This window comes from Photorhabdus antumapuensis (genome assembly GCF_020387775.1).
Taxonomy (GTDB): domain Bacteria; phylum Pseudomonadota; class Gammaproteobacteria; order Enterobacterales; family Enterobacteriaceae; genus Photorhabdus; species Photorhabdus antumapuensis.
Map to the genome: position 1 here is coordinate 24,832 of NZ_JAHZMK010000013.1, position 15,892 is coordinate 40,723.

Sequence of the window (15,892 nt, forward strand, 5' to 3'; positions counted from 1 at the left end):
CTATGAAATTTATCATTGAACGTGAGCAATTGTTAAAACCGCTGCAACAGGTCAGTAGCCCGCTGAGTGGGCGCCCTACTCTGCCTATTCTTGGTAATTTATTACTACAGGTTACAGAAGGTTCCCTGTTGCTGACCGGCACAGATTTAGAAATGGAAATGATGGCAAGAGTCACGCTTTCATTGCCACACGAAGCAGGTGCAACCACGGTACCGGCACGTAAATTCTTTGATATCTGGCGAGGTTTGCCAGACGGGGCCGAGATCAGTGTGGAACTGGATGGTGACCGCCTATTGGTGCGTTCTGGTCGCAGCCGTTTCTCACTTTCCACATTGCCCGCTGCTGATTTTCCAAATCTTGATGACTGGCAAAGTGAGGTGGAGTTTTCACTGCCACAAGCCACACTGAAGCGCCTTATTGAATCAACTCAGTTCTCAATGGCTCACCAGGATGTCCGCTATTACCTCAACGGTATGTTGTTTGAAACCGAAGGAGAAGAGCTGCGTACAGTTGCAACCGATGGTCACCGTCTGGCAGTCTGTTCTATGGGAATTGGTCAAAAGCTGCCTTCCCATTCGGTCATCGTACCACGTAAAGGCGTTATTGAACTAATGAGATTGCTGGATGGTGGCGATACTCCGCTACAGCTACAAATCGGCAGTAACAATATTCGTGCCCACGTTGGCGACTTTATTTTCACCTCTAAATTGGTGGATGGACGTTTCCCTGATTATCGTCGCGTATTACCAAAGAACCCGGATAAAACCCTGGAAGCCAGTTGCGATATGCTGAAACAGGCTTTTTCACGCGCTGCAATTCTCTCTAATGAGAAATTTCGCGGAGTTCGCCTTTATTTCAGTGAAAACCAGCTAAAAATCACAGCAAATAACCCTGAACAGGAAGAAGCCGAAGAGATTGTAGATGTCAGCTACCAAGGTACTGAAATGGAAATAGGCTTTAATGTCAGCTATGTGCTAGATGTACTCAACGCACTAAGATGTGAAGAAGTCCGTTTACTACTGACTGATGCTATTTCCAGTGTTCAGATAGAAGACTGTGCTAACCACAATGCGGCTTATGTCGTGATGCCAATGCGCCTGTAACCGGATTTTTATTTCAGGTATATGACTCTCACGCGTTTACTTATCCGCGATTTTCGTAATATCGCCGCCGCTGACTTGCCTCTAGCTACCGGATTTAACTTTCTGGTTGGATCTAATGGCAGCGGCAAAACCAGCGTACTGGAAGCGATTTATACACTGGGTCACGGGCGCTCTTTTCGTAGCATTCAGGCTGGTCGAGTCATCCGTCATGACTGTGATGAATTTGTTTTACATGGACGACTAGGACAACGGAAGAATGAGCGGGAACTGTCTATCGGTCTGAGCAAAAACCGTCATGGCGATAGTAGAGTCAGAATTGATGGCAATGATGGCGGTAAAATTTCAGAATTAGCCAAGATGTTGCCTATACAGCTTATTACCCCGGAAGGATTCACCCTGTTAAATGGCGGGCCAAAGTATCGCCGGGCCTTTATTGATTGGGGTTGTTTCCACAATGAGCCACGTTTTTTTTCTGCATGGGTAAACTTGAAACGGCTGCTTAAACAACGCAATGCAGCGCTGCGACAAGTTTCCCGCTACAGCCAGATACGGCCCTGGGATCAAGAATTGGCACCCCTGACCAACCAGATAAACCAGTGGCGAGCTGAATACGTTACAAACATCACTCAAGATATTGCTGATACCTGTAAACAGTTCTTACCCGAATTTACATTAAGTTTCTCTTTTCAACAGGGATGGGACAAAGAGAGTGATTATGCTGAATTACTGGAGCGCCAATTTGAGCGTGACAGAATGTTAACCTACACGGCTTCCGGCCCGCATAAGGCAGATCTGCGCATCCGTGCAGAAGGAACGCCAGTAGAAGATATGCTATCCCGCGGTCAATTAAAATTGCTGATGTGTGCACTGCGGCTAGCACAGGGTGAATATTTCACCCGACAGAGCGGACAACAATGTCTGTATCTGCTTGATGATTTTGCCTCCGAACTGGATACCGGCCGCCGTCAGTTGTTGGCCGCTCGTTTAAAATCCACGCAAGCTCAGGTATTTGTCAGTGCGATAAATCCCGACCAAATAACAGACATGCTTGATGGAAATAGCAAGATGTTTCGCGTGGAAAATGGCAAAATAGAGGTTCAACCACAGGATTAAAAATGAGCGAGAAACGTTGATGTCGAATACATATGACTCCTCAAGTATCAAGGTATTAAAAGGGCTGGATGCGGTTCGTAAACGTCCGGGCATGTATATCGGTGATACAGACGATGGTACCGGCTTACACCACATGGTCTTCGAGGTTGTCGACAACGCTATCGACGAAGCCCTCGCAGGCCACTGTAGTGAAGTTATCGTCACTATCCATGCCGATAACTCTGTCTCTGTACAAGATGATGGCCGCGGTATTCCTACCGGTATACACGAAGAAGAAGGTGTTTCAGCAGCTGAAGTTATTATGACTGTGCTGCATGCGGGGGGTAAATTCGACGATAACTCTTATAAAGTTTCCGGCGGTTTGCACGGCGTAGGGGTTTCTGTTGTTAACGCCTTGTCTGAAAAGCTGGAACTGGTTATCCGCCGTGACGGCAAAGTTCATGAACAGACTTATCACCTTGGTGTGCCACAAAGCCCACTAAAAGTCGTTGGTGAAACCGAACAGACCGGTACCCGTGTCCGCTTTTGGCCGAGCATGGATACTTTCAGTAACAACACTGAATTCCAACACGACATTCTGGCTAAACGTCTGCGTGAGCTGTCCTTTCTGAACTCAGGTGTATCTATCCGCCTGCTTGATAAACGCACCAATATTGAAGACCATTTCCATTATAAAGGTGGTATTAAGGCGTTTGTCGAATTCTTAAATAAAAACAAAACACCAATCCATCCCAATGTTTTCTATTTTTCTACAGAAAAAGATGGCATCGGTGTTGAAGTCGCATTGCAATGGAACGATGGTTTCCAGGAAAATATTTACTGCTTTACCAACAACATCCCGCAACGTGACGGTGGTACTCACTTAGTTGGTTTCCGTACTGCGATGACCCGTACTCTCAATAGCTATATGGACAAAGAAGGGTACAACAAGAAATCTAAAGTCAGCGCCACCGGTGATGATGCCCGTGAAGGCTTGGTCGCAGTTATTTCCGTTAAAGTACCTGATCCAAAATTCTCTTCTCAGACCAAAGACAAACTGGTTTCTTCCGAGGTGAAAACGGCGGTTGAAACACTGATGAACGAGAAGCTGGTGGAATACCTGCTGGAAAACCCGAATGATGCTAAAACCGTCGTCGGTAAAATTATCGACGCTGCCCGCGCCCGTGAAGCAGCCCGTAAAGCACGCGAAATGACACGCCGCAAAGGGGCTCTTGATCTAGCTGGTCTGCCCGGCAAACTGGCAGATTGTCAGGAGCGTGATCCGGCACTGTCCGAACTCTACTTAGTGGAAGGGGACTCTGCGGGAGGTTCCGCAAAACAGGGGCGTAATCGTAAAAATCAGGCAATTTTGCCATTGAAAGGTAAAATCCTGAACGTTGAAAAAGCGCGTTTCGACAAAATGCTCTCTTCTCAGGAAGTCGCAACCCTGATCACTGCGCTGGGCTGCGGTATTGGCCGTGACGAATACAACCCGGATAAGCTGCGTTATCACAGTATTATTATCATGACAGATGCGGATGTCGACGGTTCTCATATCCGTACTCTGTTGTTAACTTTCTTCTATCGTCAAATGCCAGAAATCATTGAACGTGGTCATGTATTTATTGCGCAACCACCACTGTATAAAGTGAAAAAAGGCAAACAAGAACAATACATTAAAGATGATGAAGCAATGGATGAGTACCAACTGTCCATTGCATTGGATGGCGCATCACTTTACACCAGCAAACACGCACCAGCCCTGAAAGGGGAACAACTGGAAAAACTGGTGACAGAATTCAATGGCGTGCAGAAAATCATTAAACGTATGGAGCGCCTGTATCCACTAAGTTTGTTAAACAATCTGATTTATCATCCAAAGCTAACCGAAGAAAAGCTGTCTGATAAGGCCAAAGTTGAAGAATGGATTAAAACGCTGGTTACTCGTCTGAATGACCGTGAACAACACAGCAGCAGCTACAGCTATCGCCTCCATGAAAACCGTGAGCGCCAAATGTATGAACCCGTTCTGTGTGTTCGTACACATGGTATTGATACTGACTATCTACTAGACTTCGATTTTGTCCACGGTGGTGAATATCACCGTATTACCCAATTGAGCGACAAACTTGCCAATTTGATTGAAGAAGACGCTTATATTGAGCGTGGTGAACGCCGCCAACCTGTCTCTGATTTTGAGCAGGCTCTGAACTGGCTAACCAAAGAGTCACGTCGTGGCCTGTCCATACAGCGTTACAAAGGCTTGGGAGAAATGAACCCTGAGCAGTTATGGGAAACAACCATGAACCCGGAAACCCGCCGTATGATGCGTGTGACAGTAAAAGATGCTATTGCAACTGACCAACTATTTACAACTCTGATGGGTGATGCTGTTGAACCTCGCCGTGCATTTATTGAAGAGAACGCCCTGAAAGCGGCCAATATTGATATCTAATTGCTATTCTTAACAATCTCCAAAGCGCTCATATTTATTCTCTATGAGCGCTTTTTTATCTGTTATTTATAACCAATAAAGTGTAATTTATCTAATGTTTCTATAAAACATCACTTAAATATAATCTAAGGATATAATATGGCTGACATGATTTACATGACTATAAAGGGAAAGAAACAAGGATTAATATCAGCGGGATGTTCTTCTGTTGATTCTATTGGTAATAAATATCAAGCAAACCACTTTGATCAAATATTAGTTTATAGCTTAAGCCACGCGATAACACGAGCTCAAAACGTCGAACATCAACCCATTGTTATTCAAAAACCTATCGACAAATCATCACCATTACTTGGTGTTGCTATTTCTGATAATGAGTCTCTTGAATGCTCTATTGATTTTTATCGAACTAACTCAAATGGTGCTCAAGAACGTTATTACAATATAAAAATCACTGGCGCCACAATCACTGAAATAAGTGTCTTACATCCACATTCATTGAATCATAATGAGCTTCCACCCCAAGAAAGTATTTCGTTAAAATATACAAACATTACCTGGAATCACCTTATCGCAGGTACTGGCGGTTATAGTATTTGGGATGACAGGATTTATTAAATAATCAAAACAAGGCGTTTTAATTTAACGCCTTGTTTCATTAATGAACTTGTCTCGGTAAGACCAAAGCATATAAAACAGAGAATATCATACTTCCTATTTTAATCTCCTCACTATTTAAATTAATGAATTTCGATATAAAATCATGGTGCTCATTAAGGCCAACAACAAATAGTTGTATATAACCAAATATAATTATTAAAATAGAAACAAAAACAGACAAAATATAATTACGCTTTTTATCCACAATCTTTTTTATAAAATAAAATGAGATAAAAACAACTAAAGACATAATGTAATAAAGAGAAATATCCCACCAAGTGGGCTTAGTGGAAATTATAACATCAATATAATCCATATTCTTTCCTATCTTAATCAACAAATACTCAACAAGCATATTATGATTTTCTCAGTAATTAGATAGTTATTATAAGCTTATCCTATCCATTAACAAATTCATTTCATAAGCATCTAATCTAAAACTAATTTCAATATTTCCTTGGTAACATGCAAGCATATAATATAGAAAATATAACACCACCAAACTTTATACTTTCACTTTTAAAGTTAATAAAATAGGGTATATCGTATTCATATCCTGTTAAAATTAGCTGAATGCTAGATAATATAAGAACAGAAATAACACCAAAAATAATAAAAAAACTATTACTACTTCCCTCTACAATTCTTTTCATAATAAACAAAATAAATAATATAATAATAGAAAAAAAATAATAACATAATATATCTAACCATGATGATTTAGTCGAAATAATAATATCAGTATAATCCATTATTCTTTTTCCTTTTGTATTTTATAAATACCCCAAGCAGTATAAGAATCGGCAGCAACTTCTGTTGATAAGCTAATTACATCCATTTCTTTCCATCCTCGGGTAAAATCACTATTGATATTTCTAAATAAACTCCAGGATTTTTCCCTTGGCTTCAAGACTCTTCTAAAAATTCCATAACCTGAAAGAGCCAAATCAACAGTTGCATAAGCAATATCTGCATCTTTATCACTTAAACCGATTTTGTTAGCAATATACCTGTATCCTTCTCTGACACCACCATTAATATTTTCTCTGTACAGTAGATAATATCCATTTTCAACAATATTATTGTATCCATGAGACATTACTGGAACACCAAACGAAGCACATGCTAACCCCAGGGAAGCTTTACAAACTGTATACCCAGTAAGAAGTTGAGTACCACCAGCAACAAATCCAACTTGCTTTAACATAAGAGTAAAAAAATTTGATTTCTCTCTTTCCTTTTCAATTATTGCATATTGCTTTACTCTATTTGCTGTTAAATAGAAAGCTTGCTCTTTCAGGTGATCTATTTCAAATTGGATTAATTCAATTGCACCACTTGAAGATAAACAATGAACACGAACCCGTCCCAATATATCCTCTATAAAAAGATTTACATCTGAATTAAAATCCATTTTGATTTTACTATGACTGATATAGCGAAAAGATAACGTTCTTGCCAGCTCTCTTAATTCTCTTACTTTTAAACTCAGTAGCTTATCTTGTTCCATTCCTGTCATCTCCATAAAAATGATTTACCAGGTAGATACAAATCATAAATATAATTTATGGAATATAACAAAAATAAACCAATAAAGAAACAATCAACAGAACCATCAAATGCCATATAGAGAAATCCACCCGAATAACGAGTGGATTTTTACATAAATAAATAGATTAAAATGATTAAGCCAGAATACGTAGCATACGACGCAGAGGCTCTGCTGCTCCCCACAACAATTGGTCACCTACTGTAAAAGCAGATAAATATTCCGGGCCCATATTCAGCTTACGTAAACGCCCCACAGGAGTATTCAACGTGCCTGTTACCGCTGCCGGAGTCAATTCCCGCATACTCAACTCACGATCATTGGGGATCACTTTTACCCAGTCATTATACGCAGCCAGTAATTGCTCAATTTCAGGAACCGAAATATCTTTTTTCAATTTCAAAGTAAATGCCTGGCTGTGGCAACGCAACGCCCCGATACGAACACACAAGCCATCCACAGTAATGATATTATTACCGGTATTGAGGATCTTGTTGGTTTCTGCCTGCCCTTTCCACTCTTCACGGCTTTGGCCGTTATCAAGTTGTTTATCAATCCACGGGATCAAACTACCTGCCAACGGCACACCAAATTGCTCAGTTGACATAACTCCGCTACGGGTGAAATCCGTTACTTTTCTTTCAATATCCAGAATAGCCGATGCCGGATCTTGCAACTCTTTTGCTACCTGAGTATGCAAAGATCCCATCTGAACCAGAAGTTCACGCATATGACGGGCACCAGCACCAGAAGCCGCCTGATAAGTCGCAACAGAAGCCCATTCAACCAAATCATTAGCAAACAAACCGCCCAAAGACATTAACATTAGGCTAACAGTACAATTACCACCAACAAAAGTTTTTATACCTTCATTAAGACCTTGCTGAATATGCACATGGTTAACTGGATCAAGAATAATGATAGAATCATCATTCATACGCAGTGCTGACGCCGCATCAATCCAATATCCTTGCCAACCTGTTGCTCTTAACGTTGGATAAATCTCATTAGTATAATCTCCCCCCTGACAGCTAATAATAATATCCAAAGCACCAAGAGCTTCAATATCGAAAGCATTCTGTAACGTACCTTGCTGACCAGTAAAATCAGGTGCGGGCTGTCCGTGTTGTGATGTCGTGAAGAATACCGGACGAATAACATCAAAATCCCGCTCTTCAATCATACGCTGCATTAATACTGAGCCGACCATACCGCGCCAGCCGATAAAGCCCACATTTTTCATCATTATTGTCCTATTTTAGTGAGTGTTGATCAGTGATTCTGATTACACCAAAGCTGACAAAATATGACCAGGGACGCAAGTGAATTTATTAACTCATTCACAAGATATTTAGCAACGTAGCTAGCAGCAAGATATATAACAAATCGAGCATCTGAGTAAAAAGCCACCTGTTTGGTGGCAAATATTTACAATTAACTTTTAATTTTCAAGTCACATTCAATTGAGTTTTAGTTTTTTCTTTGGGATGCGGCTTAACACTTATTACTTCACCAGGTTTGGAAATAAAGCGGACAAACGTTTCATGGCTAACGAAAGTTGCACCACAATTGATATTTTGACATTGATTATAACGTTCTTTTGTATGGCAGGAATGCTCAAAGCTGCTACGTGCATGAGCAGCTTTACCACAAAGAGGACACTTGATCATATTTTTTACCTTTAACTAAAACATGAACTCTCATTATGTGAACAATATAGCAATGAGATCTCTATTAAAGAACAATTATTTCATTTCGAGATCATCAATTTTTAATTCCAGAGTCAGTGCTGTTGTAAAACCACCACCAGATCCATTCACCATGTGAGTAACTGTCGTTAATGTCCATTCGGCGGTATCTATTTCTGGTTTAAAGCCGGTAACTTTGATTGGTATTTCAGGGTAGAGATCTGCACGCCCCTGAGCCAGTTGAATCGAAAACGTCGCTGCCCCACGTTGTATTTTCTCCCAGGCAACCTTGGCAGCACGTTTAGCACTAGCTTCATCAGCATAAGTGCGGGAAAGTTCCAATACGTTATCTTTACTACCCACTAAATAAGATGTTAATTTATCAGCATTCTTCTGACCTTTTCGCTCAACGGTTAAGGTATGTTTTTTCTCCGGTTTACGGACATCCAACCAGTTTGCTACCACGCCAGTATAAGCTTCTCGGTCGGATAGGGTAAAATTGTGATTGTCACCTGACCGACGTGTAATCACTAATGCAGGGATAACCGCACCACTGGCTGTTTTATTCTGTCCTTGCCGAATAAATATCAACTTACCATTTTTTACTGAAGCAATTGCCCCTTCTTGCCTTGCCAAACGCGTAAGAAAACTACCATCTGACTCATTCGTCTGATCAATATGGCTAATAAATATCTTCGCAATATCTTGATGCAAATCGGCAGTAAGGTTATTTCTAGCCGCGATAGTATGGACAATATCACCTATCGTTTTCTCATGATAAGACTCTTCACGTCTCATATTGAGAGATTCACGGAAATCAGCACTACGGGCACGAATCGTTAATTTATCCGGTGCTCCACTGTGGCCAATTTCATCTACAGTAAAACGGCCTTTACTAATCAGTGGTTGATCACGCCATCCCAATGCCAATGAAATCACATTACCTCTGGAAGGTAGCACCAAACTTCCATCTGCATCATCCAGTTCAATATCAAGCTGGTCGGCTTCAAAGCCACGATTATCTGTCATTGTTAGTGATATCAGGCGCGATTGAATGCGCCCGCTGATATCTTTATTATCAATTTCCAAAAGAAATGCCGGTGCACTGCCTTTTTCGGAACCTCTGCCAAATTCAGACGTCATGGCAATACCTCTCTGACTCTATCTGACAAATTGTCTGTAAGCATAGAGAATTGTTCCTGAAGATCACCAAACATTTCACTTAGAGAACTATCCACTCGCCGCAATGTCAACGTGAAATCAATTTTGCGCGCAGAACCATTCGACATAAATTCAGTTTTTGTCTGGTCGATACTCTCAATGACAAACATACCGTAAACCGTGCCACTGCCATCTATAAAGGACCAAGCCTTACCGCTATCAGCCATCACTTGTAGTACCGTCAATGATAAACGACCACCGGTAATTTCTGGATATAACGAACCGGAAAGTGTCATTGTGTCGTTATCCGGCCCCAGAAATTGCCAGGCAGGCCGCATCCCGATACGGCTGTTAAAAGCATGTCGCCATGACTGCTGATGTTGCATACTCTGGTATGGTGTGGTTTTCAACATAAAAACAAATAAACCCAGTACAGCCATCATAATTAGAATTCTCCTCTATCAGAGAATGAACTACGTAAACGGGCCTGCTGTTTACGCTCCCGATCATCCAATTCGCGCCTAACCGCAGCGGCAATATCCTGCGCAGACTGCCCCGGTGCACCATAGATATTTATGTGATAAACCGGTGATTCACTGCGGTACTCTACCACCTGACGTTTGTCCGCTTTCTTTTCCTGAATCTGCGGATAAGCATGAACCGGCAAGCTCTGAGTATGCAACGGTGCTGTTCTGGCTGCGGTAGAAGGCACCATTACGCTTAAAGAAAATGCAGCAGCCGCGGCAAGTTTAGCAGTCTGTCGCCTGCTAATAACATTGACAGGTCCAGTGACAATCTCTGGTCCATATTCACCAACAATGCCAAATCGTCCAGACGGAATAATGCCCCCTTTGTCATGTTTGGGCAGAACCGAACTGACATTAGGATTCACATTATTACTGGCATCTTTTGAAATATCTTCCTTTGACCGCATCCAATCAGGGAGATACTCAGACAATGAAGTCAATTTCTTTTTCAGGGCTTCCCACTTTTCATTAATCCCATCTAGCAAACTATTAACTATCGCTGTTCCGAACTCTTTAAATTTATCGGGCAGACTCATTATGCCGGCAATAATTTCATTCCATTTATCCGAAATCGATATTTTAATATTTTCCCAAATATCCAATGTGTTCTGCTTAACTAATTCCCAGGCATTACTTATACTATTTTTAATATTTTCCCAAGTTTGCAGGACACTCTGTTTAATAGATTCCCATTTCTCACTTAGGCTAATTTTAATATTTTCCCAAAGCTGAGAAAATTTCGGTCCCAATGTTTCCCAGTTTTGCCAAATATAAACAGCAGCCATAGCAATTACACCAATAATGGCGAGGATTGGGTTAGCCATCATCAGACGACCGACGATCATCATGGTGTTACCCAACATTTTCAGAGCATTGCCCACAAATCCTAGGGCTCTCACACCAGCACTACCAAAGAGAGTAAGACTATATTTCGCCACAGCTAACGGAAGTAATATTGAAGCGATCGCCTGCACCAATGCGCCAAAAACAGTTAACACCCCTCCGATTACCATCGTAATAGTCGCAAGCGTTGCAGCCAAGTGTGGATTAGCCTCCATCCACTCACCGACTTTATTGACCACATTTGTCACTTGCTGAGTGGCTCCCCTTAAAGGACCTTCTGCGCCGGAAAACATCTGAACACCCAGATCACTCCAGGCAGCATTAAGCTTTTGGATATCACCGGTAAGACTATTCGTCATTGCAGATGCAACTTTTTGGGATTCACCTTGAGCATTTTTTAGTTCAGCGATAAAAGATTGCAATCCCCCCTGCCCTGCCTGATTTACCAGCACATCCAGAGCAGGAGCGGCATTTTCACCACCAATTGTTGTGAAATAACTCGTACGTTGTTTACTGCTCATTGAGCGGGTTTTATCATCTAGTTCAACGAGAATATCAGGTAATTGCCGTAAATTACCTTTAGCATCACGAGTTTTAATATCGAGTTGTTTCAATGCGGCAGCAGCAGCTTTAGGTGGTTCAGCCAACTGGCTTAGTACACTGCTCAAAGCCTCTCCAGCTTCACTTCCCTTAATATTGGCATCACTTAGCTTTCTTGTAGCAGCCGCAACGGTTTCAATATCAACCCCCAAAGAAGCGGCCGCTGGAGCGACAGATTTCATGGTATCACCCAATCCCGCCAACGTTGTTTTTGAACCAATAAACGTTGCCGTCAAAACATCACTAACATGCCCCATCTCTTCGGATTGCAATTTAAACCCTTTCAGTACATCGGTACCAATATCAGCTACAGCGGTAAAATCCGTACCGCTTGCCTGCGACATTAATACCGCGCCAGGCATCATATTCTTTATCTGGTCAGGAGAATAACCCTTGGAGGCATAAAGGCTCTGTCCCTGTGCAATCTGGCTAGCAGGAATCCCAGTGCTTTTACTCAGCTCACGACTTTGATTGAGCAACATGGTGTATTCAGGAGAACTCTTTTCAATATTAGTTTGCGCCTGAATTTTGGACATTTGAGTACTAAGATCATAACCCGGTATCAGAAAGTTTTTACCGGTTGTCAGTATCTTACTGCCTGCCGATTTCGCATTAGCGCCATATTGGCTGACGCGCTCACGAAGCTCTTTGATTTTGCTATAACGACCTTCACCGCGATTTTCTTCCTTTTTGTTACTGGTATGCGCAGTTTCCTGCGCATATTCAGGAGCAGAATAAGGTTTAATTGCTTTATAAGTCTGATTTAATCGCTTGAATTCATCACGATTTTGCCGGATAGAATCCGCCAACCTTTTATTATTTCGCTGCGCGGATTTCAAGACGCTGGTCAGCTTATTAACGGACTGTATTACCCATTTAAGCTGTGACTGTGTATTACTCATTTTCTGCACCACTTCGTAAGATGGCCCGATGTCGCCAGTCCAGTAATTCCGGTAGTGACATTTCATCTGTCACTGCCGGAGACCAGTGGAAAACGGTGGCAATATCTGCCACCAATTCATCTACGGTTAGTCGGTCTGGAAACCGGACTTCGCCGACTTCGGTAACAAAAAATTGACCACCTCAACACTGAGATTAATCAGATCGCCGGGTGTCATTGACAACAGGTCGCTTTTAGTGAGCGCTGGTGTGGTGACGCGGGGCAAAACCAATATCATTGAATCCACATCCATCTCCAGCAAAGCCTGTAGCCGAGCACCACGCAGCGCGCCACTGTTCGGTTTGCGCACCACCACTTCAGTGATGTTGCTACTACCACGTGCAAGCGGTTCTTCTAATACGATTGTGCGCTGCTCGTCATTTTGAGTAATTAGTGTTTCTGTCATGGTTCAACCTTGTTTATCCGATTAGATTAAAGACCCATAGCGCGACGGTGATCTGCCAGGCGATCCTCACCATTAACAACTTCAACCATGTTAACGGTATCTACTTCGATCAGAACTTGACCATCCCATGTCAATTTGAAATAGGTATTTTTAGCGCTGATCTTGGTCTGAGTATTATCTCCCTGCTTATAGGTACCGTGGTCAAACTCATGGAAACGGCCACGCATCACGATTTCAACAGCAATCACATCACTGGTATCATCGCGCTGGCAGGAGCCCGCAAAGCGCAACATTACACCGTCGGCTTTGGTCAGTCCCCATTGCCGATAATGTTGAGCTTCCATACCTCCTAGGGTAAATTCAACATCCAATGCACCTTCATCCAAGCCTAAGTCCACGGTTGCGCTACCGTTCATTCCACCGCCACGATAGGTTTCCAGTTTACGACTCAGCTTAGGCAGAGTAAGTTCTTCCACTACTCCCTGATAACTATTGCCATCATTAAATAAGTTCAGGAATTTAAGTTTGCGAGGTAATGCCATCTGTGTCCCCTTAGCCGTTTATGCTTTTCGCGAAATCCATCAAGTAACGATCTGTAATACGCTGGCGTAACATCATGTTTTCCAGTGGTGGTACAGGTGTATAGTCGTAATCGAGGGTCAATTTACCCGCTTTCAAGGTGTCTTTATCATTGGCGTTTTCGTCATACCAACACTGACCGTCAATAATGTAACCCCCAGATTTCAGTTCGCGGAACTTAGCGTTAATACCTTCGATAATGTCTCGTACGAGTGAAGGAGTAAGTGGTTTATCGATCGCCCACATATGCGCTTCCGCCATAGTGTCAGCCAATACTTGAGCGGTACGAGTGTAACTTTCGAACTGGAACAATGGGTCATCAGCACAGGTACGGGAACCCCAGAAACGGAAGCCATTTTTACGGATAAGTGTTGTGATACCATTTTGGTTTAGCAGACCTGAATCTGTTGCCGGATCTTGAAGATCCCAGAATACGTCTGCTGAAAGACCAGTCACACCATTGACACCGATATTGGACAGTGTTTTGTGCCAACCTGTTTCTTCATCAATTTTTGCGCGCAAACCCAGTGCACGAGCAGTAGCGTAGGCGATAGTCTCTTTATTAGAAACAGTATCCCAACTCAGGAAATCAGGCCAAATCAGCATTAATTCTCGTTGACTGAAGTTTTTGCGATATTCGATAACTTCTGAGATAGTCTTACTGCCATAGGCGCTGATATAAGCCATTGCTCTCAGCTTGTGCGCGATACTCGCTAACTCAACAGCAACAGCCTTTGTATCCAGCCCAGGAACCCCCAGAATACGAGGCTTCACACCCAATTGGCTTTGTGCTGCCAACAGTGCCTGTATACCGGTTTTCTTACCTTCATTAGTCGTAGTACCAATAATGTTGCTGGTAGTTTGTTCTTCCGTTTCACCTTGTGCTACACGGACAACAACAGTAACGGGTTTAGACTGGTCTACGATAGCTTTAAGTGCCTGAGGCAATGTACCGGTTTTACCCGCTTTGCCAATTGCCATCGAAACATCAGTAATCAAAACCGGAGTGTTTAATGGAAAAGTTTTTTCGTCTGCCTCAGGACCAGTACACACCATACCAACAATAGCGGTGCTAACAGTGGTGATGGTGCGTGTGCCTTCGTTAATTTCCTCTACACGGACGCCGTGATGATATTCTTGTGCCATATTAGCGGTTCTCCTATTAAGGTGTCCCGCTATGTTGAAGTATCCGAATTATTAAATCATTCGATGGGAAATGTGTGAGAGATGATACAAATCAGGTTGGTTAATTTATTATTTTTTCTAATAATTTAATTGTAAGTACTTTATTACCGTGGAAAGGGAAACCTCTATAAATCAAAGCCTGTTTCTTCCTATTATGAGTTCTTAGCTCTGTTCGTTGGTTATTTTTTCACAGATTTTTTCTACAAAAATAGATTGTAATTTATACACATCAATGCATTTCCCTGTAAATCACTGTTCTGTTCATTTGTTGACACCCAAATATAGCCAATCTTTCCCATATGTAACCCTGCTTAGTACCAATATGAGACTATCTTTTCGGAAATTATCATGGATTGGTGAGTTTTGAAAAATCTTGATAAAAATAATATTGTTATTGAAGCCCAGAAAGCTAAATCGGATCAAACTTTGCCGGTAGAACAATGGATCTATGATTTTACTGAGCAGGGTTGATACCTCATAGGCTTATGATACTTAATGGCCAAAAATACCAGAATAAATAAAATTATTAAGACCGGGCACTATTCTATCCCCGGTCTTCCTTTAAGTTACGATAATGGTGGAATTGGTCAGTCAATCTCTAGTATTTTTGAAATACCAATTTGGTTAACTATTCCATTCTTCGTTCATCAGAATGTTTTGCATGATAGGGAAAACTTTTCATAGAAAGATAACCAGCTTTTAACATATCTGGGTGAAAATCCTAAGTTGTTGAGTATATTTAATACCCGATAGCTATAATAAGTGGATAACATAAGCCTTGATTTCCTGTACCAAACCATTGTGGGAATATTTTTACTTCTGAATTAGTCCAAGAGGATACTTGAAATACTTGATCCGAGAAACGGGTGTCATTGCCTTTTGTTGCGGTTAGAGCTATTAAGCACATATTCGGGAAAGCAAGTGGAAACTGTAATACTGGGTAAGTTACATCTTCTTTATTACAAATTGGGCCTGTCATCCACTGAAATATCCACTTCTTTGGTACACCATTAACTATCATAGGAATAGTTATATAACCATCGGAGTTTAATAATCCTTCAGCAGCAGCTAGTTTAGCCTCTTCTTTTAAACCAAGGTTTTTCA

The 15,892-nt window shown here is 41.8% G+C and carries 17 protein-coding genes; 4 read left to right on the plus strand and 13 right to left on the minus strand.

Going from position 1 to position 15,892, the window contains the following annotated elements; genetic code table 11:
* Window positions 1-2: 2 nt before the first annotated feature.
* The 4 genes from dnaN (at window position 3) to KZ793_RS04525 (ending at window position 5,268) form a co-directional block, all read left to right on the plus strand.
* The gene (gene dnaN, locus KZ793_RS04510; protein WP_225813895.1) at window positions 3-1,103 is read left to right on the plus strand and encodes a DNA polymerase III subunit beta; all 1,101 of its coding nucleotides are present in this window, start codon (window positions 3-5) and stop codon (window positions 1,101-1,103) included.
* Between the two features lie 21 nt (window positions 1,104-1,124).
* Complete coding sequence (recF, locus tag KZ793_RS04515; protein ID WP_225813896.1) at window positions 1,125-2,216, plus strand: DNA replication/repair protein RecF; 1,092 nt, start codon at window positions 1,125-1,127, stop codon at window positions 2,214-2,216.
* 19 nt (window positions 2,217-2,235) lie between these two features.
* Window positions 2,236-4,650: a DNA topoisomerase (ATP-hydrolyzing) subunit B gene (gene gyrB / locus KZ793_RS04520; RefSeq protein ID WP_225813898.1), complete on the plus strand. Its 2,415-nt coding sequence runs from the start codon at window positions 2,236-2,238 to the stop codon at window positions 4,648-4,650.
* A gap of 138 nt (window positions 4,651-4,788) precedes the next feature.
* Window positions 4,789-5,268: an Hcp family type VI secretion system effector gene (locus tag KZ793_RS04525; RefSeq protein ID WP_132353413.1), complete on the plus strand. Its 480-nt coding sequence runs from the start codon at window positions 4,789-4,791 to the stop codon at window positions 5,266-5,268.
* Window positions 5,269-5,308: 40 nt separating this feature from the next.
* On the opposite strand, the gene KZ793_RS04530 is transcribed toward KZ793_RS04525, so the two are convergent.
* From KZ793_RS04530 to KZ793_RS04590, 13 genes are all read right to left on the minus strand, one after another.
* Window positions 5,309-5,626 carry a hypothetical protein gene (locus tag KZ793_RS04530; RefSeq protein ID WP_225813900.1) on the minus strand — a complete coding sequence of 106 codons (318 nt, stop codon included), beginning with the start codon at window positions 5,624-5,626 and terminating at the stop codon, window positions 5,309-5,311.
* Window positions 5,627-5,756: 130 nt separating this feature from the next.
* Complete coding sequence (locus KZ793_RS04535) at window positions 5,757-6,062, minus strand: hypothetical protein (protein WP_225813902.1); 306 nt, start codon at window positions 6,060-6,062, stop codon at window positions 5,757-5,759.
* Window positions 6,062-6,820 carry a DUF4225 domain-containing protein gene (locus KZ793_RS04540; protein ID WP_225813904.1) on the minus strand — a complete coding sequence of 253 codons (759 nt, stop codon included), beginning with the start codon at window positions 6,818-6,820 and terminating at the stop codon, window positions 6,062-6,064. The genes KZ793_RS04535 and KZ793_RS04540 overlap by 1 nt, the downstream gene beginning before the upstream one ends.
* Before the next feature lie 175 nt (window positions 6,821-6,995).
* Complete coding sequence (gene asd / locus KZ793_RS04545; protein WP_225813922.1) at window positions 6,996-8,102, minus strand: aspartate-semialdehyde dehydrogenase; 1,107 nt, start codon at window positions 8,100-8,102, stop codon at window positions 6,996-6,998.
* Between the two features lie 205 nt (window positions 8,103-8,307).
* A complete protein-coding gene (locus tag KZ793_RS04550) occupies window positions 8,308-8,529 on the minus strand; it encodes an ogr/Delta-like zinc finger family protein (protein ID WP_011144421.1) in 222 nt (73 codons plus the stop codon).
* 75 nt (window positions 8,530-8,604) lie between these two features.
* Window positions 8,605-9,690, minus strand: a complete 1,086-nt coding sequence (locus KZ793_RS04555; protein ID WP_225813906.1) for a phage late control D family protein — start codon at window positions 9,688-9,690, stop codon at window positions 8,605-8,607.
* Window positions 9,687-10,151 carry a phage tail protein gene (locus KZ793_RS04560; protein ID WP_225813908.1) on the minus strand — a complete coding sequence of 155 codons (465 nt, stop codon included), beginning with the start codon at window positions 10,149-10,151 and terminating at the stop codon, window positions 9,687-9,689. Before KZ793_RS04560 ends, KZ793_RS04555 begins: the two co-directional genes overlap by 4 nt.
* Window positions 10,152-10,153: 2 nt before the next feature.
* Entirely contained in the window at window positions 10,154-12,580 is a 2,427-nt protein-coding gene (locus KZ793_RS04565) for a phage tail tape measure protein (RefSeq protein WP_225813916.1), read from the minus strand.
* On the minus strand, window positions 12,573-12,692 hold the full coding sequence (locus KZ793_RS04570) for a GpE family phage tail protein (RefSeq protein WP_011144425.1): 120 nt from the start codon (window positions 12,690-12,692) through the stop codon (window positions 12,573-12,575). Before KZ793_RS04570 ends, KZ793_RS04565 begins: the two co-directional genes overlap by 8 nt.
* Window positions 12,693-12,706: 14 nt before the next feature.
* Complete coding sequence (locus KZ793_RS04575) at window positions 12,707-13,024, minus strand: phage tail assembly protein (RefSeq protein ID WP_011144426.1); 318 nt, start codon at window positions 13,022-13,024, stop codon at window positions 12,707-12,709.
* Window positions 13,025-13,050: 26 nt separating this feature from the next.
* Window positions 13,051-13,566 carry a phage major tail tube protein gene (locus KZ793_RS04580; RefSeq protein WP_225813918.1) on the minus strand — a complete coding sequence of 172 codons (516 nt, stop codon included), beginning with the start codon at window positions 13,564-13,566 and terminating at the stop codon, window positions 13,051-13,053.
* Window positions 13,567-13,576: 10 nt separating this feature from the next.
* A complete protein-coding gene (locus KZ793_RS04585; protein WP_225813920.1) occupies window positions 13,577-14,749 on the minus strand; it encodes a phage tail sheath protein in 1,173 nt (390 codons plus the stop codon).
* Window positions 14,750-15,527: 778 nt separating this feature from the next.
* Window positions 15,528-15,892, minus strand: a 365-nt coding sequence (locus tag KZ793_RS04590; RefSeq protein WP_397443575.1) for a gp53-like domain-containing protein, incomplete at its 5' end; no start/stop codon positions are given.